Source organism: uncultured Roseivirga sp. (assembly GCF_963973945.1).
Lineage (GTDB): Bacteria > Bacteroidota > Bacteroidia > Cytophagales > Cyclobacteriaceae > Roseivirga.
Genome location: NZ_CAXBBV010000010.1, coordinates 83722 through 106288, shown reverse-complemented (window position 1 = coordinate 106288; position 22567 = coordinate 83722). Strand labels below are relative to the sequence as shown.

The following is a 22567-nucleotide window of genomic DNA, read 5'->3' as shown; positions in this document are numbered from 1 at the left end:
TGTCGATCAAGAGAGGCATTAAATTCAAAGCCTTATTCGCGTTGAAAGAAGACATAGCTCAGCGTAGGTCAGTATTGTACCCTATAAAGCTTAAGAAAGTAGATGGAAGAGTTTACTGGAATTTAAATATACCGGGATACCCCGCAAAGAGGCTTCCGAGTGTTATTAAAAATGAAATCAATAGCATTTTGAGTTTGAAGACTGGGACTGTGAACACATTGATATTTGCTTTGACAAAAAAATGTGGGTTAAACTGTGCGCATTGTTTCGAATGGAATGAGATAAACAAGAAAGAAGCTCTTAGTGATAGTGATGTGCAATTAATACTCAGAAAATATATAACGGACGCTTCACCCTCACAGGTACTCCTTAGTGGGGGTGAGCCCTTTAATCGTTATAATTTGATGCTGCAACTCATTGCAGAACATTCTCAGAAGGGAGTAGACTTTTGGATTATTAGCTCTGGAAAGGGTGCTACCTTGGAGAGGTTGGTACATCTAAAAAAACAAGGACTCATTGGGCTTATTATAAGTATTGACCACTATTTGCCTGCATTTCACAATCAATTTAGAGGAAGTTACAGGAGCTTTGCAGAGGCACTTGAAGCTATCCGCCTTGCTAGGCAATTAAATTTGGTGACAACTGTTTCTGTTTGCCCTCAAAAGGGGAAGGTAACAGAGGAATTTGTTCAGAAATATTTGGAGTTTGCTAAATCTCTTAGAGTACAGTTTGTTCAAATAATTGAACCAAGGAATAAAGGCAGGTATGATAAGAAAGATATGGAATTGACAACTGAGGATCAACAAGTGTTGGAATCGGTTTATCAATTATACAACTCAGACTCATCATACGATGATTTTCCTATTATACAATATCCCGACTTTAACAGAAGGAGGTTTGGCTGTCTAGGAGGCATATCTCTTGCCTACCTTGATACAAATGGAAAACTAAATGCCTGTCCCTTTTGTGAAGGTATAGAATGCTGCGAATAATCACATATCAAGGCCAGTAATGCGTTCCGTAAAAGCCCAGAAATTATAGTAATTACAGCTTGAAGCGTTTAATACTATTAAAAATCTTATTCCATAGCTGGATTGCACTATTTTGATTAAAAATATTTGTAGATTATATAGAGATTCAATATATTCAAACAAGAATTAGTGATTGTTCTTTCACCTTATTATTTTATTGTAAAATAGATACAGGTATTTTTTAAATAATTATAAGGAATCAAAAGGAGCTTAGATCTATGCTTTTCTAATTTATTGGGCATAAAAAGATCATTAAAATAAGTGACGATTTCTTTGTCTTTGGTATTCATACTTGAATGGGAGTTTAAAACCCTTTCGTCAATCTGAAAATATCGTAAAAACCAAAAATAATGGAATTAGGACAATACAAATGGGATCCAGAATCCGACCTTATTGCAGAAGGAGCTTTTGCAGAAGTATTTAAGGCCGTAGACACAAATGCAAACAACAGAGTAGTTGCACTTAAGATATACAGAGAGTCTGTAGCAAAAGGAACAACTTCGGGCGATTCCATTCAAAAGAAGTATACTTTGGAAAGGGAGTTTGAACAGATTGACTCTTTGTCTCATAGCAATGTAATCTCGTACTATGGATTGAACTATATTCATCATAACGACATGATGGGGAGAAGTTCAAGTTACCCGGTAATAATAATGGAGTACGCAGCAGAAGGTACTTTTGTCGATTTTATGCGCACGAAACCATCTAGTGATGTGGTATTTAAGCTCTTAAAGGATGTTATTGAAGGGTTATGTTACTTGCATAGTGAGGGAGTAATACATCGTGACCTAAAACCTGCAAACATATTAGTATCTCGCAATCGGAAAGGAGAACCTGTAGCGAAGATAACGGATTTTGGAATAAGTAGGGATTTGCTTACTGAAAAAACGATAGAGCAATCTATGACTGAAGGGATTGGTACACCTCACTATATGGCACCTGAACAGTTCTTTAAGAGGAAGTTTGGTTTAAATGAAGAGATCAGTGAGCGAACGGATATTTGGGGAATTGGTATAGTTATGTTCTGGATGTTGACAGGAGAGTTGCCTTTTGGAAATAACAGTAAAGATTATGAGCTCATTCGGGAGGCAATTGTAAATGAAGAACCTGATTTGTCTAAAGTGCCTAGTGCATTTGTTGATATTGTTTTGACATGCCTTCAGAAGAATGCCATGGATAGATACAGTTCTGCAAAAACACTCTTCTCACAGTTGCCAAACCAAGAGGTTGTAGAGCAAAAGTTAGATAATAACAGTCCGGCAGAGAGGAAAGAATCTTATTCTTTAAGCGATACGCAGTTTGAGAAAAAAGAGAGTGTGACGAAGTGGCCTATTCTTGAAGAGAATCAAAAGAAGACCCCAACCAAAAAGGTGATCATTATTGCCTCTTTGATCTTAGCGGCATTGGTCGCTGGGTATTCGGGATATATGCTATATATCAACTCGAAAGTAAATGGATTATTGGAGGATGCATGGAGCTATTACAGTTCTGGTGAACACGAAAAGGCATATAGTACCTATTTAGAAGCCTCAGAATACAATTCTGGTGAAGCATTTTATCATCTGGCCTCAATGACTCAGTTAGGAATAGGAGCCTCTAAGGATTTTAAACTTTCTGAGGTATATATACAGAAATCAATAGACCAAGGCTATACTATGGCCTCATTCTTAAGGGGCTGGGCATTTAAGGATGGCTTGGGAATTGAAGTAGATAGTTTGAAGGCTGTTGGTTATTTTGATGAAGCACTTCCTCAGATCATGCGGCTTGCAGAAAGAAATGATCCAGAGGCGCAAAACTTGATGGGATTACTGTACTATTATGGTTACGCAGTTGAAAAGGATTTAGAAAAATCATTTGATTATAATCAAAAATCTGCTCTTCAAGGTCATCCGAGTGCCCTAACAAATTTAGGTGTAACCTACTATTCTGGAGAAGGTGTAGAGCAGGATTATGCTAAGGCTAAAGAGTGGTTTGAGAAAGGGGCCGCTGTTAATTCTTATAGGTCTTATTATTATTTAGGTAACATTTATTATAATGGATATGGAGTAGAGCAGAACTATGAGACCGCTTTTAATAACTATAAGACTGCTGCTGATAATAATTTTGTGAGTGCCCAATCTCAAGTTGGCTATATGTATAACCTTGGACATCATGTAACAAAAAGCAAATCCGATGCAGTATGGTGGTATAGAAAAGCAGCGGAAAGCGGTGGAGTAGTGGCGCAATACAATGTAGGTACTGTTTATGAGGGAGACAAAAACTTTAAAGAAGCTGTAAAATGGTATGTTAAATCAGCAAATAATAAATATTCAAATGCGATGTATAGTGCCGCTTTAGTTTATCAGAATCATCTGGATAATTATGATAGTGCATACTATTGGTATCACAAAGCAGCGGAAAAAGAATATATCAGTGCACAATTCAAACTGGCTTACAATTTTGCGGAGGGGATAGGTTACGAAATCAACTATGATAGTGCTGTTTTTTGGTATAAAAAGGCATCTGACCTTGGAAGTTCGACAGCCCAAAACAACTTGGGATTGCTGTATAAACAAGGTAAAGGTGTAGAAGTTAATGCTAAATCTGCTTTTGATTGGTTTAAAAAATCGGCAGAGGGGGGGAGTTACTATGGACAATACAATTTAGGTGATGCCTACTTCAATGCTGTTGGTGTTGCTGAGAATTATGAAGAAGCTGCTCGCTGGTATAAAAAGTCTGCTGCTCAAGGTTTTTCTAATGCTCAATATATGATGGGTGTTTTACACGAGTTTGGTACTGGTGTCGATAAGGATTATAATGCCGCTTTTCAATGGTATGAAAAGGCCTATTTACAAGGTCTTATGGCGGCACAGTACAGGGTTGCGAGATTTTATTATTTTGGTACGGGCGTGTCCCAAAATTTAAATAAGGCAGGTAACCTTATTGTCAAACCTGCTGAACAAGGAATAAGTGGTTCGGAATACTTGTTGGGTGCAATGTACTTTTATGGATCGGGAAAGGTTAAAAATATGACTACTGCTAAATATTGGTTAACCAAGGCTGCTAATAAAGGAGAGGCCCTAGCTATGGCACGCCTAGGTGATGTGTACTCTAGCAATGATCTTAACAATGATTATAAATCAGCGATTTTTTGGTATCGTAAGGCGGCAGATAAGAATGACTCATGGTCGCAATACAAGCTAGGTGTTTTTCAATATTACGGTTCTGGAGGGCTTTCAAAGAGTAAATCACAGGCGAAGGTATGGCTAGATAAATCATGTAACAACGGAGAAGAACAGGCCTGTAATACAATAAAGCAGTGGTTTTAATTAGGTAAAAATGATGAAACAGATTATAATATTAGTATGGATGTTTTTTGGCCTTTTTGCGCAGGCTCAATCAACCGACTATTCCAAGCTAGATAATGCTAAAGGTACTTCTATGAAGCCGATATTAGCACTATCTGAAACGGTTAGAGAGGTTTTTGAAGAAAAAATGGAGATAGTGAGAATGGAGTTTGATATTGTGAGCAGCTCCAGCTCTATCACCTATCGAACCTTATATAAAGATATAGACTATATTGTATTTGCCTTTGGGGATTTTAGAGTAAAGGACTTGGATATAAAGCTATTTCATTTAAAAAATGAGGAGTGGGTACAAGTTGATAAAGATAATGACGAAAGAAGTAGTGCGTCTGTTAAAATCAGACCTTCTGAGAGTCAACTTTATAGAATTGAGATTTCGGTTTATGAATTTTTCACAGGTTATACGGCTGCCCATTATGGTTTATTCGTTGCTCGATAACTCAAACCTATTTTATTACTCAATGTATTGAAAATGGAAATATTTGAACCAACATATCTCAATGAAATTGGAGGCCGGAGCAACAATGAAGATTCTATTTATCCGTCAAAAGGACAGGCAGATACAAATGACAGGCTTTTTGTTGTATGTGATGGTGTGGGTGGGAGTGAAAAGGGCGAAGTTGCTTCATCTTTGATCTGTAGTTTTATGCCGAGATACTTTTCATTTGCTGAGCATAATGTCAGTTCTAAGGTGTTTCTTGAAGATGGCTTGAAGTATGTCGAGTTCCATATGATAGATCATATTAAGTCAAGGCCAGAAACAAGGGGAATGGCTAGTACTTTGACTCTTTTACATCTTTCTGAAACAAATGAGGCTTTGGTGGGGTGGGTTGGTGACAGCAGGATTTACCATATCAGAGATGGTCACATCAAGTTTAAATCAAAGGATCACTCCGAGGTTCAAGGTTTAATTGATATGGGTGAAATTACAGAAGAAGAGGCGCTTACACACCCTAGAAGGAATGTTATTACTCGTGCAGTAAACGGAGAAAAGCCTGCTAGAATAGATCAGTCAATTATTAAAGACATTCGGGAGAATGATTATTTTCTACTGTGTACGGATGGCATTTTGGAAACCTTAAGAGAAGAGGAATTCTCAACGTTATTCACGAGAGATAGGCGTGTGGAAGATATTAGAGACTCAATATTTTTCAAAGCAAAAGGAAATACTAAGGATAATTTCTCTATGTACCTTATCAAAGTTGATGATTTGAATAATGGAAAAAAAAACTCTAACCCAGCTTTGATTTCATTGAAGAAGCTGTTTGAAAATTTAGTTACAAAGAGGCAGCCTAGAAAAGATAGAAGCTTGAATGACTAATTTGAACAATCACAAGATGTTCTAATGGAGGGCAAAGATTATATAGTATTGATCTTGGCGTAACGCTATTTCAGGACGGGACAAAACTCACGAATGAAAAAACCTCTTGAATCTCTTCAAAAGGCTTTTCTTGTAGCGGGAACAGGACTCGAACCTGTGACCTTTGGGTTATGAGCCCAACGAGCTACCAACTGCTCCATCCCGCGATATATCCTTCAGCTATTCTGAAGTGGGTGACAAAAGTAGGTGATAAATCCATTCGAAACAAGTACCTTTGCGAACTAATTTGAAAATAAATGGAGAGTCGTCCGCATAAGGCTGGTTTTGTGAGTATTATAGGTAAGCCCAATGTTGGGAAATCTACCTTGATGAATGCAATGGTAGGTGAAAGACTCTCAATAATTACCTCAAAGGCTCAAACTACCCGCCATCGTATTATGGGAATTTTGAGCGGAGATGATTTTCAAATCATCTATTCCGACACTCCGGGAATTATTAAACCTGAATACGAACTGCACGAAACCATGATGCGTTTTGTAACAAGTTCTTTTGAAGATTCAGACCTGATTTTATTTGTTACCGACCTGTACGAGAAGTATGAAGGAGAAAAGGTAATTGATTACCTGAAGGAAGTTAATGTGCCCGTTATTTTGGTAATGAATAAAATCGACTTAGCAAAAGGATCTCAGGCGGAGGATAAGGTAGATTATTGGAAAGAAATCATGAATTTTCATGATACTGTAATGGTTTCTGCTTTGGAGAATACTGGAATTGAGGGCGTATTCGAGAAAATTATTGAGCATTTACCCGAGCACCCAGCTTATTTTCCTAAAGACACTTTAACCGATAAACCAGAACGTTTTTTCGTGGATGAAATGATTCGAGAAAAAATATTCAAACAATACAAAAAAGAAATTCCGTATAGCTGTGAGGTGGTAACAACCTCTTTTAAAGAAGACGAAAACATTATCCGTATTTCAGCCGATATTTATGTAGAGCGCGATAGCCAAAAGGGAATCGTGATTGGCCATAAAGGTGAATCGCTTAAGAAAGTAGGTACAGCAGCCAGAGAGGACTTGGAGGTTTTCTTTGGCAAGAAGATTTTTCTCGAAACCCATGTGAAAGTAGAAAAGGATTGGAGAAAGAAGGAAGCGAAACTCAAGCGCTTCGGTTACTTAAATTGACGAGTTACAAGGTTAGAATTACGATTTAAGTTTGCTGCCAGTAAATGCGTAAACTCAAGATCAATCGTAGATCGTACATTAAAAATTTGAAATTAAAATGGCAAATATAGTTGCAATTGTAGGGAGGCCTAACGTAGGCAAATCGACTTTATTCAATCGTTTGGTAGAAAGAAGGCAGGCGATAATGGATAACGAAAGTGGCGTAACACGCGACAGACACTACGGTTATGCAGAATGGGTAGGTAAATTTTTTACCGTGATTGATACAGGTGGCTATGTTACTGGTTCCGAAGATGTGTTTGAAGGTGCCATTAGAACTCAGGTAGCTGAGGCTATGAGCGAAGCCTCTGTAATTCTTTTTATGACGGACTGCCATTCAGGTTTAAATCCGTTAGATAAAGAATTTGCCAGAATTGTTAGAGGTTTAGATAAGCCAGTTTTGGTGGTGGCCAATAAGGCAGATAACACCGACTACCATTATATGGCCAATGATTTTTATGCATTAGGTTTGGGTGAAATCTTTCCTATTGCAGCTGCTAGTGGTGCTGGAACAGGAGAACTACTGGACGAAGTGGTAAAGCACTTTGAAGAAGATGGCATTGAGGGTCCAGATGACGGTATTCCAAGAATTGCGATTTTGGGTCGTCCAAATGCAGGGAAATCTTCATTCATCAACGCCTTATTAGGAAAAGAAAGAACCATTGTAACCGATGTAGCGGGAACTACTCGCGATTCTATCAATACACGATACAACCTGTTTGGTCAGGATTTCATTCTAACCGATACAGCAGGAATTCGGAAGAAATCTAAAGTTCACGAAGACATTGAATTCTATTCTGTAATGCGTGCTCTGCAGGCCTTGCAAGATTCAGACGTTTGTGTGATTATGATTGATGCCGAACGTGGTTTAGAAGCTCAAGACATGAACATAATCAGTTTGGCGATAAAGTACCGTAAGGGTGTTATGCTAATGATTAATAAGTGGGATTTGATCGAAAAGGATTCAAATACCATGAAGAAATTTACTCAGGATTTAGATGATAAATTGGGTCAGCTAACATGGATTCCTAAGATTTTCACTTCGGTTACCGAAAAACAAAGAATCTTTCAAGCCATCGAATTGGCCGTAAAAGTAAATGAAAACCGTGAGCGTAAAATCACAACTTCAAAGCTCAATGATGTAATGCTTCGCGAAATTGATCATTATCAGCCACCAGCTTTAAAAGGAAAACATATCAAGATCAAATACATTACTCAATTGCCTACAAAATCGCCAACCATTGCGTTTTTCTGCAATCTTCCACAGTATATAAAAGAGCCTTATGAACGCTTTTTAGAGAATAAACTTAGAGAGCATTTCGAGTTTGATGGTGTACCAATGAAACTCGTTTTTAGGCAGAAATAAGTGATACTAAAGCACTAACATGAAAATCCCATCCAGCTGGCGACCGTTTTGGTTAATACTCAGAACGGTATAAAGCTTACCATTGTTGATGAAAGTTGGTGTAGCATGATTCGATCCCAGTCCATCGTAGTCCCAAAATCTAGGAAGTTTTACGTTTAAAAGTTTGAACTCATCGCCCATCAGTTTATACAATTCAGCTTTAGTGCCTCTTCCTATTTTTAGATAGAGGTTTTGATATATTTCATCGAATAAAAGTTCGTACCTGTACTTGCTGTTTTTTAGATCGTCTAGGTTTTTAACCTGCTGCTTTTTTATATCCTTTTTATTTGCAAATATCAATTGGTCGCCCAGTAGATCCAACACAATCAACTGCTTCTCAGTGAGTATGTAGGGAAAATAATTCTCATAAAAAATAGGCTCATCTAGTTTTAGCTGTGGTGCGATTTTTCTAATGTGATAAATCTCTTGTTGTTGTTTATTAATGTATAGTATAGATGTCTTTTTATCGGTCTTAACCCTAAGGTTTTCAGGATTCATAAAATGAACAAAGAGATTTGGACTGATGTTTTCAGAATCAAGAACGTATCTGTAAGGCAAAAACTGTTGTTGATTTATTGGGATTGAGATGCTGAGTCTATCAAAAAAAGGCTTCCCCGTTTCAGATAAATATCCCCCCATTGGCCGAAATAAGAGGCTGTCTCTGCTCTCGTTATAATAAAAATGTTTGCTATTATTTTGTAATAAAGTCTTTTGAAATGTTAGGGTATCTAAAGTAAGCTGAGAGTTGGGAGCTAAGAGTAAAAAGTGGATATCAGAAATGTTTTTACCACCCTTACTCCAAGAAGACAGTAATAGCGTGATGTGTTCCTTGTAAACTGTAAATTGGCTGATTTGGTAATTGTCGTTTAGATAAACAAAGTCATAACCAGGATAAACCTCACTGATACTGTCTAAGAAATCCAGACGTTCATTTTTTTGCCCAACCAATAGGTTTGCGGCAAGTAGAAAGTAAAAACTAATCCAATACCTCATAAACAATATACTTTTCAGATACTGGATCAATAGCGTACAAACTATTGCCAATCACACTAATATATACCGCTTTATTATCAATTCTGAGTCTACCTAAAAACTGGCCTTCTTGGTCGAGCAAGTGGATGGTGTTCCTGTGTGTTTCTGCCTTTGTTTGATCAGGTGATGACATGTCTAAATCCCTTAGTATTATAAGTTTATCGTTGTAAGCTCCGAAAGACCATGACTCCAGTCTTTCAATATCTATTTCCCCATCAGGGTAAGTTACCACGTTTTCTTTTTGGTTGAATCTGTAAGGCAGGGGCTTGTCAAATACTTGTCTATACGAGCTATTCACCTTCATGAGTTCTCCAATATGTAATTTTAGAATATAAAGATTTCCGTTTATCACCTCCGCCTCGGTAACCTTACTTAGTTCATCTAGCTTTTCTGGAAAAGTAACCGTAACCTCCTCATGAATTTGGTTAAAACCATCTTCTGGACTAAACCTCGATGAGAAAACTGCATATCTGTTTTCTTCATATTTAAGCCCTCCAATTACCAAAGCTCCATTGAACTCTTTAATCCAGTTAATGTCGGCATTGGGTAGTTTGTATTTGCCAATAAAATCTAGAGTGCTCGTGTTGTATACAAGGCACTTGGAACCGAAAACAAATATGTAGTCTTTGGTGATATCGAAACCTGCGAAGAACTCAATTTCTTCTGGACCTTCTCCCAGCTTATTAACTAAGCGTTTCTTAAGTATTCCATTTTGGTCTAGAACAATCAATTTACCTACGGAGCTATCCCAGTATACTAACCCTCCATCAAGTCCTTTTAATTTAGAAGATATTATAAAACTTTCTGGTACTAATTTATCAGTACTTACTGAATCTATTTTTTGAGTTTCAAACTGAACACCCTGCGGAGTCCTAGATGTACAGGCAAACAGGCATATAATAGCGCATAAAACAAAAACACTTTTGTAATTCATATAAAAATGACCTTGTACAGTAAGTCTGATGTTAAAATTCAGTAGAGAACACGGTTGATAGGATAGTTTGGGAGGAACGTTCGAATTACTTTATAAATTTGCTCTATCCTTATTGTATATATGATTCAATCAATATCCCATAGTTCATTTAACAAACTCGATATCCACTTGAAAGATCAATAGCTTATAGCTCCATTTCCTCTAATAGTTTACATACTAGCTTTTGATTTCGACACATACTTCTTTCAAGAGCAGTATAATCACCATCAGCCTTATTAATTTCCTTACATTCCAGTTTTACATCTCGACAGTCGTTGGCTAAAATAAAGAATGATGGCGCTATCAATAAGGCTATAATAACTCCTGCTTTAAAAAGATTATTTTTCATTTTATTTAGTTTTGGTATGCTTTAAAAGTATATATTTTGTTTTAAAAAACAAAAAGGAATAAATAATAACGACTTGTCTGGTTTTATACTAATGTGTTGATAGTTGGGGGCTATTGATTTTACTACCGAAGTGATTTGGCAATAATCTTCTGTTTCTTTTTAGTATACTTTTTACGAACGGGATGTTTTTCGCTGGTTTGCAAGAAGTTCTGTAGTGCTGTATAAACCAAAAGCTCTGAATACGTGGCTGAATTATTTTTTTCACTGATTATTTCAGACTCACTTTGCCACATCAATTTCTTATCAACTGATCTATATAATTTGACCTTTAATTTGTGACGATACTCATCATACTGTGAGTAAGTAGGGTAACTCACTTTGCTTTCAACTGTGTATTCCTCATCCTTTCCTGCTTTTGTTATTGTAGAAGAAGATTTTGATTCTGAGGTGGAGGAATTGATTCGAGAAATCGGCTCGCTTAGGCTAAATTCATAAATAAGCTTGTAATTTGATTTTTCAGATGTGGCCATAGTGTAATCTAGGCTTACTAATCGTAATGTGATTGATTTAGAAATGAGCAAAAGCGATAGGTCTGATTCAGTAGGTGTATTGTCTAAAAAAATTGAATCAATTTTAATTTTGCTCACTTCATCTATGGCATAAGTATCTGTAGAAACAGTAAGTTTGTGATAGCCTGGGTTGAAAGCACAAGCGCTAGAAAGCATTAAAAAAGCTACGGGGAGAAGTTTTTTCATGGAAGATGGTTTGAGAAAAATTTTATCAATAAAAGTGCCAGAAGGGGCGGTGGAATACTGCCTTAACCTTTGGAAAGAACACCCTTTTAGATTTGTGTTGAGCAAGAAGCGTTTGAGTAAACTTGGCGATTACCGCTATGATCCGCGTGATCAATCACATACAGTAACGGTAAACTCTGACCTTAATCCTTATCAGTTTTTGATTACCTACATTCATGAAGTGGCTCACAGGGTAGTTCACAAACCTAGGTCGCGACAGCTGCCACATGGCGCGCAGTGGAAGAGTAAATTTCAGGAGTTGATTTTACCCATGCTCAATCCTAGCATTTTTCCAGACGATATATTAAGAGTGTTGGCCAAACACATGAAAAACCCTAAGGCCAGCACAGCTGCCGACCCAAAACTGGTGAAAGTGTTGGCGCAATACGATTCCAACACCATGCAGTTACCTACTTTGGAGTCGGTAATTATTGGTGAAGAATTCTATTTAAGAAAAAGAAAGTTTAGAAAGCTAGAGGTGAAGAGAACACGAGCTTTATGTTTGGATTTGACCAATAACAGAAGATATTTAATTTCTCAAATTGCTGAAATAAGCCCAATCCATAAGGAAGATGCACCAAGGGCCAAAAAAATAGTTCTTGTTAAGAAACTAGGTAAGGCCAATTCTACGCCCAATAATCAAATCAATCTTTTCGAATAGAGTTTGGGGCTTTAGTGTTCGCCAGTTTTCAATATCTAGATCTCCACCAAAATTCAAATAACTGTCCACATTAAAAACCTTCATTTCATCAGTTACAAAGTCTCTGAAGTTGATGCCGCAAATCCAACCTTCTTCTACATCATCAAACCATTCCTCGTAATAGCTGTCATCAGACCCATGAAAATTGAGTACGTTTTCTCCTATTAAAATGTACTTGTTAATACCTAGCAGATTAAAATGATCAACAATGTTTCGTTTTAAATGCATGATGTCATTGTTCAAGGCATCATTCCATTCCCCAATAAACTCGATTATAATAAAGCCCAAGTCGTAATCTGCATAGAGCACTTTTATATAAAGCGTTTCAGAACCCATAAAGTCCCAGTGAGGGTCTATATAATAGCCGTATATGGTTTCTGAATACAAATCAAAATTATAGCTTTTCCCATCGTAGGGGGAGTTTTCGTCTTCCGCTACATTGTAGTATTTCAGCCAGCCATAATGAGGTTCAATGGTATGCATAAATGCAGAACAACACTTGGTTCATTTTGTTCCATGAACAAATTTTAGTCTTCCTTATTGTTCATTTCCATTACTACTTTCCAGAGCGTGCCTAAGAGCATCATTGTGAAACCAATAATCAGAAGCGTATTTTTCTCTGAGGTTTCAATCTGAAAAATCAAGCGAGAAAGTAGCGTACCTATGACCAGTAGAACGCCTAAAATAGCAATGGTTGAAGCCAATTTTACAATTGTTTGTCGTTTCATTAGAGTTTTATCTTTGGAAAAAGAGCGGGGATATCCCTCTTATATTTGAGGTATTCTTCGCCAAATTGTTGAATGAGTTTTTTTTCTTCCAATCGAATACCAAAAGGAAGGTAAGTGATTAATGCCACCAAGCTGATAAGGTTGACCAAAAGTGGGTTGTAGATAAAATAGCCAAGAAAAAGCAGAATGGTGCCAGTGTATAAAGGATGTCGTATTTTAGATTGAAGCTTATCTTTTTTTAATATTCGGTCCGATTGAGTTTCTTTTCGTAACCCTAAAAACACACGAATACTATAATTTCGGAATGATCTTTTAATGACAAAAAGACCAAAAGTTGCTATCATTAAGCCAACATAAGTGGTGGCGGGACTAGGGGGCAAAACAAAACCACTATAGATACTGGCGCCCAATAACAAAACAAAGGCAAAACTAAGTATTGAAAAACCACTGTATATCAGGCGATAAGTGCTTTGCTTTAGTGGAACTTTACTCTTAACACTGTCCGATGCCAAAAGACTATGGATTGTATAAAACAATACCCAACAGCTAAAAAAAATCAAATGGTTAAGTAACATGCTAGGCAATGATAATCATTATTTTCTGCTCTTAATTACCGTTTAAAACCTTGCATGAATTGTATTACATTTTCTAAAAAGCATCTTATGCATGCCATTGATTATCTTCGTTTAACTAATTTTTTGATAGTGCAATATATCTTATGAACCGTATTGACCGACTTACTGCAATTCTTGTCCAACTTCAATCTAAAAAAGTGGTTACAGCTCAGGAGGTTGCCAACCGTTTCGATATAAGCTTGAGAACGGTTTACCGCGATGTACGTGCTTTAGAAGATGCAGGAGTGCCCATTGGTGCCGAAGCGGGAAAGGGCTACTTTATCATGGATGGTTATCACTTACCGCCAGTAATGTTTACTCAAGAAGAGGCTAATGCATTGGTACTGGGGGCAAAATTGATAGAAGGGCAAACCGATGTATCTATTAAAAAGAACTTTACTGAGGCAATGCTGAAAATCAAATCTGTACTAAAAAGTAACGAGAAGGATGAAATAGAAAAGCTTGAATCACAAATAGTAGTTAAGCACTTACCGCAGATTGAAAAAGAAGGCTTCCCGAATAATTTTTTGGCTACAATTCAGCAAGCCCTAATCGATAAATCGGTGTTACGCTTTAGGTACTTCTCTAATTTTTCTGGTGATTTTTCTACCCGTGATATCGAACCAATTGGCTTGGTATTTTATGCAGGCAGATGGCATTTGTTGGCCTATTGCAGATTAAGGCAAGCCCCAAGAGATTTTCGGGTTGATAGGTTGGTGAAACTGGAAAAGCTAGATGAAACCTACGGTACCGACCACCAACCAAGCTTTAGTGAGTTTTTAGAAGAAATTGCCCACAGCACTGATTTACAGGAAGTGGAAATCAGCATTGATAAAACGGTGGCGCGCTACATTTCGGAACAAAAGTACAGTCAGGGTTTTGTGAGCGAAGAAGTAGGCGAAACGCACATTAAAATGAAATTTTTAACCCCAAGTCTCAATTACACCTCGCGCTGGCTGCTCACTTTGACAGATGCCGTACAAATTATTTCTCCACCTAAGCTTAAAGACATGGTGAGAGACAGAATTGAAGAGTTGCGGAAGCGTTATTCGATTTAGTTGAAGAAAAGTAGAGTTACTCACTTAAGTCTCAACTGATTGTTTAACAACAAAAAACTGCTTTGTAGTTTTCTGTCCTGATCTCGAAGTTTCGGGAGAAGGAACTATGATTAAACTCTAAACCCTTGGTAAACTCAGGGTAAAAAGCTCCTATCCTTCTGAGTCATGTATACTTCTCATTTAAAGAGTTCCTTACCCATTTCGCTTACAAAATTTTGGCGAGCTAAGCAGGTACCCAGAAAAAAATCAACCTTTTTTAAAATCTACTGACATAGGGTTGTCACTAGTGACTATTTATTTCGAAGCGTAAATACTTTTTAAGCCTAAAGCAGAACCCTATGATCATGTCAAAACTAAACCTAATCGAAGCCTATCCAGAATATTATAAGGCAAAGCCGAGCCCCGAATTGGTAGAGCTTGAACCCTATCAGTACATTACTATTCAGGGCAATTCCGAGCCAAATGCTCCAGTTTTTTTAGCTGCCATTAATGATTTATACAAGCTTGTTTACGGTATAAAATTCTATCATAAAAATGAAGGCATGGATTTTAAAATCCCGAAAATGGAAGCTTTTTGGTGGGTAGAAGGCGAATTACCTTTTGAAGAAACTCCACAAGAAGAATGGTTTTGGAAAATCATGTTCCGTATGCCTGATTTTGTTGGTGAAGGAGAGTTTAATATGACTGTAGATAAACTGATAAAGGAACGAAAACTGGACAGCGACCATCAATTAAAATTTGAGTCCATTCACGAAGGAAAATCAGTTCAAGCATTACATACAGGCTCTTACTATGATGAGCGCGGAACGTTGGAGAAAATGTTTGTCTTTATGAAGGAAAATGGACTGGAGGTCAATGGTCAGCACCACGAAATTTACATTTCCGACCCAAGAAAAACAGCAGAAGAAAAACTTAAAACCATTCTCAGATATGCCGTGAAATAACAATTAGTTCAAAACAACACAATTCTAATCTTCATTGGCCCAGAGCAGACGGCTTTGGGCTTTATTTTTTTAAGTACTCATACAATTCCAAATTCCAGCCAGTAAGTATCATGATATTAAGCGGATACTTATTTTCAACTGAACGGTTTTCTTCATAATCTACTGAAGCGTTGAAAAAGTCATATTCAATGCCGTGATCTAATAGTCCAGAAGCTACTCTTAATTCAATAATAGCACTTCTTACTTCATCTATTGCAGATAAGTAACTACCAAAACTAATGTCAGTATTTGGCTTTATAAAGACTAAAGCTTTGTCTTCATATTTCTGGAAAAGAGAAATTACAGTTTCACGGAGCAAAGCTTTGCTAATGATCGTCCCGTTAAGCTTGAGCTGATCTTCAGACACTTCCAAAAGAATACGATTGTATTTAGCGTAATTAGCAACTGCATAACATGAGTTTGCCTCGGGCCATCTTACTTGAGTCGGTTTGATTTGCTCTTTAACGAGGGAGCTTAAAAACTTTTTTTCGGCAGAACAATCTGTTTGAGAGGGGAATATTCCAGTAATAGCTCTGTTATACAGGATGGTTGCAGGTTCGGGAAGCTCGTCATCTAAGCCGCTAACCCTCACGCTGATTTTTGGATGATTTAATTGTTTGTCAATTAGTGTTTTGATACTCATTACCTGAGTGAGGCTGACTTTTTTGTCAATGAAAAGTTCAAGTTCGTTTGAAGAGTATGGGTTTACCTTTTCAATATAGTTGGCTAGACTGCCATGGGGTGTCTCAAAAAGCCCCCCTCTAGTATAACTGAGGATTTTTGGCAAGCCTAATTCTGACGAGTGGGTAATGAAGAATCTAGGAGTTCTGTATTCGGACCTCAACCTTTGATAAGATTTGACCTCTGGTAAATCGAAGTTGTATTGTGTATAGATGGAGTGTTTTTTTATGTATTCATTAAGTAGGCCGTGGTTTAATGGAAATACTTTTGCCAAAGTGAAAGTGAGTAGAGTAACAATGAGTGCTGACCAACCTAAGTACTTGAAGTAATTTTGTTTGAGTAGGCGGTGTGATTCGAGCCAGTTATTTAGGAAAATAACCACCAAGATTCCGTAAAACACGAATTGATGTCCTCCGTCTAGTCTAAGAAAGTATCCTAAATGTAAAGTAGTGCCAATAAGGGCATAGACTCCAAATACCCTTGATATAATCGAAAGTGTTGACCATGTATTGAAACCAATCACGTTTTGAATTAATCTGTGGTTGAATTTTACTGAGCGGTTAGTACTACGTTCTGACGTCCTTAACACCAGCTGTGAGCTAAGTCCGAAACCTGCTACTACTGATAAACCAGCAAGAAATAGACTGTAAAACCTGATTTCTGAGTCTTCGATTGGCAGTGCAAAGAGCGGGTGTGTAGTTGTTATAAGGATAATCTCACCCACATAGACAAAAACGAAATAAAGAGAAACAGAGATGGCTAACAAGTAGATAAACCACGTGAAAAGTAAGTGTCTGTTCAGTTCAAACTTTGATGCCTTCAAAAAGCCCTTTTGTAATGCCATTAGATTCTACTTGCATGGGGGATTAAGATAGAAAAATAAGCAATCAGATTTGTATTCGAATTGATCCTAACAGGCTAACAAATTGAAACAAATTTATCCTTGATTCATCACAAAGTCGATCACCTTTCTTACAGAGCCATGTGTTTTAAGTAGCTTTTCTGCAGTGGGGCTGTCAATCTGTAACATCTCCATAATCATTCTTGTACCACGGTCTACTAGCTTGTTATTCGAAAGCTGCATATCGACCATTCTGTTGCCTTGCACTTTTCCCAATTGAATCATTACCGAAGTAGAAATCATGTTCAGTACAAGCTTTTGGGCTGTTCCAGCCTTCATGCGGGTGCTGCCAGTAATAAATTCAGGTCCAACAATTGGCTCTATCGGAAACTCAGCTTCCCAAGCTATGGGGCTATCTGGATTACAAACAATGCAGCCCGTAAGTACTCCGTTTTTTCTAGCTTCTTTGAGCCCACCAATTACATAAGGTGTTCTGCCCGAAGCGGCAATGCCAATTACCGTGTCTTTGTGGTTGATGATGTGTTCTTGCAAGTCTTCCCAAGCTTGATTGGCATCATCTTCGGCATTCTCTACTGCTTTACGAATGGCAGTATCTCCACCAGCAATAATACCCACTACTACACCATGTTCAACCCCATACGTAGGAGGGCACTCCGAGGCATCCACCACACCCAAGCGTCCACTGGTGCCTGCGCCAATGTAAAAAATCCTTCCGCCCATTTGCATACGAGGAACAATCTGATTGACCAAAGTTTCGATTTGAGGAATGACTTTTTGCACAGCCAAAGAAACCGTTTGATCTTCCTTATTAATATTAGTCAGCAAATCGGCTACCGACATTTTCTCAAGCGAGTTGTAATTAGATTCAGATTCGGTGATGTTCATTTTGTGTATATTGGAAAGCATTTAAATCGACTCAAACTTACGCTTTATGAATTATAATTATGCCTTTCGTTGCCTGTTAATTCCTTTGGTTATTATATCAATGGGCCGAGGTAGCGCTGCACAAGAAATAAGAATAGATGAGTTAGAGAGGCTTAGTAAAAAACAGGCAATAGCTTCTTTGAATGGTGATTTGAGAGATTTTTTAAGTATTCCCAATAATGCTTTGGTGGAGAGTAATGTTAGGAACAATCTCAATTTTTTGACTACTGCTTTTGAGAAAAGAGGATTCAAAACTACCGAATTACCCACCATTAGTAGAACTGCGCTGTTGGCTGAAAAGAAAGTGGAGGGGGCAAAGAGTACGGTTTTGTTTTATATGCACTTTGATGGACAGCCAGTAGATGAAAGTAAATGGGAGCAAGAAAGCGGGTATAAGCCTGTACTGAAAAAAAGAACTTCAAATGGGCAGTGGGAAATTATAAACTGGCAAGAGGCTGAGAAAGATTTTGATGAAGACTGGAGAATTTTTGCACGGTCGGCCTCAGATGATAAATCTCCAATTATTATGTTTTTGGCCGCTATGGATATTATGATTGATAGAAATCAGAATCCTGGCTTTAACATTAAGGTTATTCTAGACCCAGAAGAAGAACAAGGATCGATTGGTTTACCAGGAGCAGTAAAAAAGTATAAAAAGGAGTTGGCAGCCGATAGAATGGTGATTTTAGATGGCCCAATTCATGATTCAAATCAACCAACATTAATCTTTGGTACGCGCGGAATAGCCGATATTGAGCTGACTGTTTACGGGCCAAGAACTCCTCAACACAGTGGGCATTTTGGAAATTATGCGCCCAATCCAGCTTTTAGGCTTGCAAAATTGTTGGCGTCAATGAAAGATGATGGCGGTGTAACTACCATTCCTGGTTTCTATGATGGAATTGAACTGACCCCAGAGATTAGAGCAATCCTTAAAAATGTTCCAGACGATCAAGCCCAAATAATGAAGCGTGTGGGAATAGCCGAAACCGATAAGGTTGGCAGTAACTATCAAGAGGCCATGCAGTATCCGTCATTGAACATTCGTGGCTTTAGTTCAGGATGGGTGGGCGATGAAGCCAGAACCATTGTACCTGACAAAGCTACTGCAACTTTAGATATTCGTTTGGTACCCGAATCTGATGGAGCTCGATTGGTAGGCTTGGTAAGGGAACATATTAAAGCCGATGGCTACTATATTATTGAAAATAGAGATCCAACCGAAGATGAAAGAATGAAGCACGGAAAAATTATTAGGTTTGATCATGATCCGGGTGCAATGTGGAAAGCTTTTTATACACCTGTAACCTCGCCTACAGGTTTGTGGCTGTATGAGGTATTGAGCAAAGCCCATAACTCAGAAGTTGCGAGAATTAGACTGGCAGGAGGAAGTGTTCCAATTGCGTTTTTTGTTCAAGAATTGGGAATACCTGCAGTTTTGGTTCCCCCAGTAAACCCAGATAACAATCAGCACAGCCCGAATGAGAACCTTCGGTTAGGTCATTTTAAAAACGGAATAAAGAGCGTTTTGGCCATACTCAATTCTCAATTTGAATAAGAGGATTGCTGGTTTATTGGTGAAAAAGGGTAAGACCAGCAATAGGATGTTCGGTAATATGTTTAATATAAATGCCTTGGTCTACCGCCACTTTTCTTAAAATATTATTGAAATAATAAGCCACGGAGCCAGTAAAGTGAACAGGTACTTCCTTGAATCCTTCATACTTCGAAACATTTTTGGTAATGAAGATGGTAAAGGCATCGTACACTAATTTATACATGTACGGGTCACTGATATGTTCATTGATAAACTTTGCAAAGCTGGCCAAAAAGCGCCCTGGCATTGGCTCTTGATAAATGGCGGTAAGAAAAGCATCCTTATTTAGCCCAAAACGATCTTTAAAAATAACCCTCAAATGTTCGGGCATATCTTTTCTGTAATAATCCGTTACTAAGGTTTTTCCTAAGTAAGTTCCTCCCCCCTCATCGGCTATGGCCCAACCCAGAGAAGGCACATTGCTAACAATTTTGTTTCCGTCATAAAGACAAGAGTTTGTGCCTGTACCTATAATACAAGCAATCCCTTTTTCGTCACCACATAGCGAACGAGCAGCAGCCAATAAATCATGGTTCACGTCAATTTTAGCATCCTTGTAATAGCGCTGAAGGAGTTTTGCTATTTTGTCGCGATTAGTACCCGAAGAACAGCCTGTTCCATAAAAATAGATTTCATCCACCCTGTCTGGCAACTGGCTATGTAAATCTTGAATAACCAAAAGAATTTCTTCTTTGGTTTGGTAATAGGGGTTAATGCCCATAGTACGAGCCTGCTCAATACTTCCATCGGCACCAATCAATCGCCAATCGGTTTTGGTAAAGCCACTATCTGCTATTAAAATTTTGTTCATACTACGTTATCGAAAGTCAAAAATAACAATTCGATCGAAACCCTGTGGGTAATGATTGCGTGTATGTATTTGGTTTATAAAATAAACTACTTTACATTTGGAAAAATAATTTAATATGGAAGAGAAAGAATTAACCCCCCAAGAAAGTATGGAGCTGATTCAGTCGATGATTGGGAAGGCTCGAAGACGCTACTCAGACAACAGTTTCTTTTTTCTGTTATGGGGCTGGATTGTCATCATTGCCAGCTTAGGTCATTTCTACCTGTCTACTTTCACAGACTTTGAGTACCCATTTATTGGTTGGTCGCTAACCATAGTAGGAGCTATTATTTCTGGGGTAGTGGGTGCAAAGCGAGGTAAGAAGAGCCAAGTAAAAAACTATACAGATGAAATGTACGGCTGGCTTTGGTTCAGTTTAGGTATGGCCATGTTTACCATTGTTTTTAATGGTCAGCAAATTGGCTGGAATACTGTGCCTTTCATATTACTTTTGGCAGGCGTTGGCACGGCAGTATCTGGTGCAATGATGGGCTTTAAACCTTTAAAAATTGGAGCTCTGGTGTTTTGGATTTTGGCCTTTGTTGCTTTTAGGCAGCCAGAAAACTATCAAATGCTTATTATGGCTGTTGGTATTGCAATAGGCTATTTAATGCCCGGGTACATTATGAAAGCAAATTTCAGAAAACATGGGGTTTAATCAACTCGACCCGCTTTTACATTCTCAGCTTAGGTTGGCAGTAATGTCGTTACTGATCAGTGTGGAAACAGCGGATTTTGTATATATAAAGGAGCAAACCGAATCTACCGCGGGCAACTTGAGTGTACAGCTGGATAAGCTTTCAACAGCAGGTTATATAGAAATTACCAAGCAGTTTGAGGGTAAAAAGCCTAAAACTACATGTAAAGTAACCCAGAAGGGAGTAGATGCTTTTGACAATTATGTGAAGGAAATTCAACAATACTTGAAACCATAATTTTTTTGCAATTATGGTTTATAATATAAACTAGTTTGAAAAATTTAAACAAATGATCATGGAAACGGAATCAATTAAAATGAAGACAGTAAAGGCAATTTTTGTTTTTATCGTGGTGCTATATGGAGCACTTTTAAATCATGTAGCAAAGGCACAAGAAATGAGTACAACAAGTGTAGCGGCCATGGAAAAACTCTCTACTTGGGTTGGTAAATGGAAAGGCAAGGGTTGGTCTATAGATCAAACACAGCAGAAAACAGAGTTTACTGTAGAAGAGCATATTCAACTTAAAGTAGGAGGTAACGCAATTCTGGCTGAGGGCATTGGGCGCAATAAATCTGATGGAAAGATAGGTTTTGAGTCTCTGGGCGTATTATACTTTAACAATGAAAAGAAGCAATACGAAATGAAATCCCTTACTGCTGATGGAAATCAAGCTTCATCATCGGGTAAAATTAATGAGCAAGGGCAATTCATTTGGGGTTTTGATGTACCCGGAGGAAGTATTCGTTACACCATCACACTGGGTACGGATGCTTGGCATGAAAAAGGTGAGTTTGTTATGGCGAGTGGCCAAGCTTTTACCATTTTAGAAATGAACTTGACCAAGATAAAATAGGTATGAATTTTTTAGAAACCTTAAAGGTGTTTAGTTCCTATTTGGGGCTTTTTCATACCTGTTGTGCTGTGTTGGCCATGATTTTCGGAGCCGTGGTGGTATTCAAAACCAAGGGAACGAACCTGCATAGAAAAATCGGCTATGCCTATGTAACTTCAATGCTTTTGATGAACCTTAGCGGTTTTGGGATTTATAATTTTGGAGGACTTTCTCTCTTTCATGCTTTTGCTTTTATAAGTTTATTCACACTGCTTTTGGGTATTATTCCGGCCATAAAAAGAAGTAAAGACTGGTATAAAAAGCACTTCTATTTTATGAGTTGGTCAGTAGTGGGTCTTTATTGTGCTTTTTGGGCCGAGGTGGGTGTTCGCTTTTTCGATATGCAGTATTTTTGGTGGGTAGTAATGCTTGCTACAATGTTAACTGGCTTAGTTGGAATGACCGTGATCAACAAAAAAGCCAAGGCACTTTTCGTTAACTAAGAAGCGAATAAGTTAAACCAAATAGTGTTTGAACATCGTAAGTGATTACAAGTTTATAGACT

Annotated in this window: 24 protein-coding genes and 1 tRNA gene; 14 read left to right on the top strand and 11 right to left on the bottom strand. The window is 37.9% G+C overall.

What is annotated here, in order from left to right:
* The first annotated feature begins 41 nt into the window (after positions 1–41).
* From AAC026_RS15675 to AAC026_RS15660, 4 genes are all read left to right on the top strand, one after another.
* Positions 42–992, top strand: a complete 951-nt coding sequence (locus AAC026_RS15675; protein ID WP_339699938.1) for a radical SAM protein — start codon at positions 42–44, stop codon at positions 990–992.
* A 389-nt stretch (positions 993–1381) separates the two neighbouring features.
* Complete coding sequence (locus AAC026_RS15670; protein WP_339699935.1) at positions 1382–4339, top strand: protein kinase; 2958 nt, start codon at positions 1382–1384, stop codon at positions 4337–4339.
* A 10-nt stretch (positions 4340–4349) separates the two neighbouring features.
* Positions 4350–4814, top strand: coding sequence for a hypothetical protein (locus AAC026_RS15665; RefSeq protein WP_339699932.1), 465 nt, complete (start codon positions 4350–4352; stop codon positions 4812–4814).
* Positions 4815–4847: 33 nt separating this feature from the next.
* Entirely contained in the window at positions 4848–5696 is an 849-nt protein-coding gene (locus AAC026_RS15660; RefSeq protein WP_339699930.1) for a protein phosphatase 2C domain-containing protein, read from the top strand.
* Positions 5697–5829: 133 nt separating this feature from the next.
* Here AAC026_RS15660 and AAC026_RS15655 read toward each other — a convergent pair.
* Positions 5830–5902 (bottom strand) — tRNA-Met (locus AAC026_RS15655).
* Positions 5903–5992: 90 nt separating this feature from the next.
* On the opposite strand from AAC026_RS15655, the gene era reads away from it, so the two are divergent.
* The gene (gene era, locus AAC026_RS15650; RefSeq protein WP_339699928.1) at positions 5993–6880 is read left to right on the top strand and encodes a GTPase Era; all 888 of its coding nucleotides are present in this window, start codon (positions 5993–5995) and stop codon (positions 6878–6880) included.
* A 97-nt stretch (positions 6881–6977) separates the two neighbouring features.
* Entirely contained in the window at positions 6978–8285 is a 1308-nt protein-coding gene (gene der, locus AAC026_RS15645) for a ribosome biogenesis GTPase Der (RefSeq protein WP_339699925.1), read from the top strand.
* A 6-nt stretch (positions 8286–8291) separates the two neighbouring features.
* Here der and AAC026_RS15640 read toward each other — a convergent pair whose 3' ends face one another.
* The 4 genes from AAC026_RS15640 to AAC026_RS15625 all read right to left on the bottom strand — a co-directional run bounded on the left by AAC026_RS15640 (position 8292) and on the right by AAC026_RS15625 (position 11433).
* Entirely contained in the window at positions 8292–9317 is a 1026-nt protein-coding gene (locus AAC026_RS15640) for a hypothetical protein (RefSeq protein WP_339699922.1), read from the bottom strand.
* Complete coding sequence (locus AAC026_RS15635; RefSeq protein WP_339699919.1) at positions 9301–10290, bottom strand: 6-bladed beta-propeller; 990 nt, start codon at positions 10288–10290, stop codon at positions 9301–9303. Before AAC026_RS15635 ends, AAC026_RS15640 begins: the two co-directional genes overlap by 17 nt.
* Positions 10291–10474: 184 nt before the next feature.
* Positions 10475–10678 (bottom strand): hypothetical protein, encoded by a 204-nt coding sequence (locus AAC026_RS15630; RefSeq protein WP_339699916.1) that lies wholly within the window; start codon positions 10676–10678, stop codon positions 10475–10477.
* Between the two features lie 122 nt (positions 10679–10800).
* Positions 10801–11433, bottom strand: a complete 633-nt coding sequence (locus AAC026_RS15625) for a hypothetical protein (protein ID WP_339699912.1) — start codon at positions 11431–11433, stop codon at positions 10801–10803.
* 10 nt (positions 11434–11443) lie between these two features.
* Between AAC026_RS15625 and AAC026_RS15620 the strand changes: the two genes are divergently transcribed.
* Positions 11444–12133, top strand: a complete 690-nt coding sequence (locus tag AAC026_RS15620; protein WP_339699909.1) for a transcription elongation protein SprT — start codon at positions 11444–11446, stop codon at positions 12131–12133.
* Here AAC026_RS15620 and AAC026_RS15615 read toward each other — a convergent pair.
* Genes AAC026_RS15615 through AAC026_RS15605 form a run of 3 tightly spaced genes read right to left on the bottom strand, consistent with a single transcriptional unit; the run spans position 12083 to position 13475 of the window.
* Positions 12083–12655, bottom strand: coding sequence for a hypothetical protein (locus AAC026_RS15615; protein WP_339699907.1), 573 nt, complete (start codon positions 12653–12655; stop codon positions 12083–12085). The genes AAC026_RS15620 and AAC026_RS15615 overlap by 51 nt on opposite strands.
* A 44-nt stretch (positions 12656–12699) precedes the next feature.
* Positions 12700–12900 carry a hypothetical protein gene (locus AAC026_RS15610; RefSeq protein WP_339699904.1) on the bottom strand — a complete coding sequence of 67 codons (201 nt, stop codon included), beginning with the start codon at positions 12898–12900 and terminating at the stop codon, positions 12700–12702.
* Positions 12900–13475, bottom strand: coding sequence for an isoprenylcysteine carboxylmethyltransferase family protein (locus AAC026_RS15605; RefSeq protein WP_339699902.1), 576 nt, complete (start codon positions 13473–13475; stop codon positions 12900–12902). The genes AAC026_RS15610 and AAC026_RS15605 overlap by 1 nt, the downstream gene beginning before the upstream one ends.
* 143 nt (positions 13476–13618) lie before the next feature.
* Between AAC026_RS15605 and AAC026_RS15600 the strand changes: the two genes are divergently transcribed.
* Positions 13619–14572 carry a YafY family protein gene (locus AAC026_RS15600; protein WP_339699900.1) on the top strand — a complete coding sequence of 318 codons (954 nt, stop codon included), beginning with the start codon at positions 13619–13621 and terminating at the stop codon, positions 14570–14572.
* A gap of 344 nt (positions 14573–14916) precedes the next feature.
* Positions 14917–15516: a GyrI-like domain-containing protein gene (locus AAC026_RS15595; RefSeq protein WP_339699897.1), complete on the top strand. Its 600-nt coding sequence runs from the start codon at positions 14917–14919 to the stop codon at positions 15514–15516.
* Between the two features lie 61 nt (positions 15517–15577).
* Here AAC026_RS15595 and AAC026_RS15590 read toward each other — a convergent pair whose 3' ends face one another.
* Together AAC026_RS15590 and murQ are read right to left on the bottom strand one after the other, a co-directional pair.
* Positions 15578–17080 (bottom strand): hypothetical protein, encoded by a 1503-nt coding sequence (locus tag AAC026_RS15590; protein ID WP_339699894.1) that lies wholly within the window; start codon positions 17078–17080, stop codon positions 15578–15580.
* Between the two features lie 93 nt (positions 17081–17173).
* Positions 17174–18004 carry an N-acetylmuramic acid 6-phosphate etherase gene (murQ, locus tag AAC026_RS15585; RefSeq protein ID WP_339699891.1) on the bottom strand — a complete coding sequence of 277 codons (831 nt, stop codon included), beginning with the start codon at positions 18002–18004 and terminating at the stop codon, positions 17174–17176.
* Positions 18005–18029: 25 nt separating this feature from the next.
* On the opposite strand from murQ, the gene AAC026_RS15580 reads away from it, so the two are divergent.
* A complete protein-coding gene (locus AAC026_RS15580) occupies positions 18030–19580 on the top strand; it encodes a M20/M25/M40 family metallo-hydrolase (protein ID WP_339699888.1) in 1551 nt (516 codons plus the stop codon).
* Between the two features lie 13 nt (positions 19581–19593).
* Here the strand turns inward: AAC026_RS15580 and AAC026_RS15575 are convergent, their stop codons facing one another.
* Positions 19594–20430 (bottom strand): N-acetylglucosamine kinase, encoded by an 837-nt coding sequence (locus AAC026_RS15575; protein ID WP_339608595.1) that lies wholly within the window; start codon positions 20428–20430, stop codon positions 19594–19596.
* A 115-nt stretch (positions 20431–20545) separates the two neighbouring features.
* Here AAC026_RS15575 and AAC026_RS15570 point away from each other — a divergent pair, with 115 nt between their 5' ends.
* From AAC026_RS15570 to AAC026_RS15555, 4 genes are read left to right on the top strand one after another with little or no spacing between them, the layout of a single operon-like run.
* Positions 20546–21127, top strand: a complete 582-nt coding sequence (locus tag AAC026_RS15570) for a hypothetical protein (protein WP_339608596.1) — start codon at positions 20546–20548, stop codon at positions 21125–21127.
* Complete coding sequence (locus AAC026_RS15565; RefSeq protein WP_339608597.1) at positions 21117–21404, top strand: transcriptional regulator; 288 nt, start codon at positions 21117–21119, stop codon at positions 21402–21404. The genes AAC026_RS15570 and AAC026_RS15565 overlap by 11 nt, the downstream gene beginning before the upstream one ends.
* A 58-nt stretch (positions 21405–21462) precedes the next feature.
* On the top strand, positions 21463–22023 hold the full coding sequence (locus AAC026_RS15560) for a hypothetical protein (RefSeq protein ID WP_339699886.1): 561 nt from the start codon (positions 21463–21465) through the stop codon (positions 22021–22023).
* A 2-nt stretch (positions 22024–22025) separates the two neighbouring features.
* Positions 22026–22505, top strand: coding sequence for a DUF2306 domain-containing protein (locus tag AAC026_RS15555; RefSeq protein ID WP_339699883.1), 480 nt, complete (start codon positions 22026–22028; stop codon positions 22503–22505).
* The last annotated feature ends 62 nt before the right edge of the window (positions 22506–22567 follow it).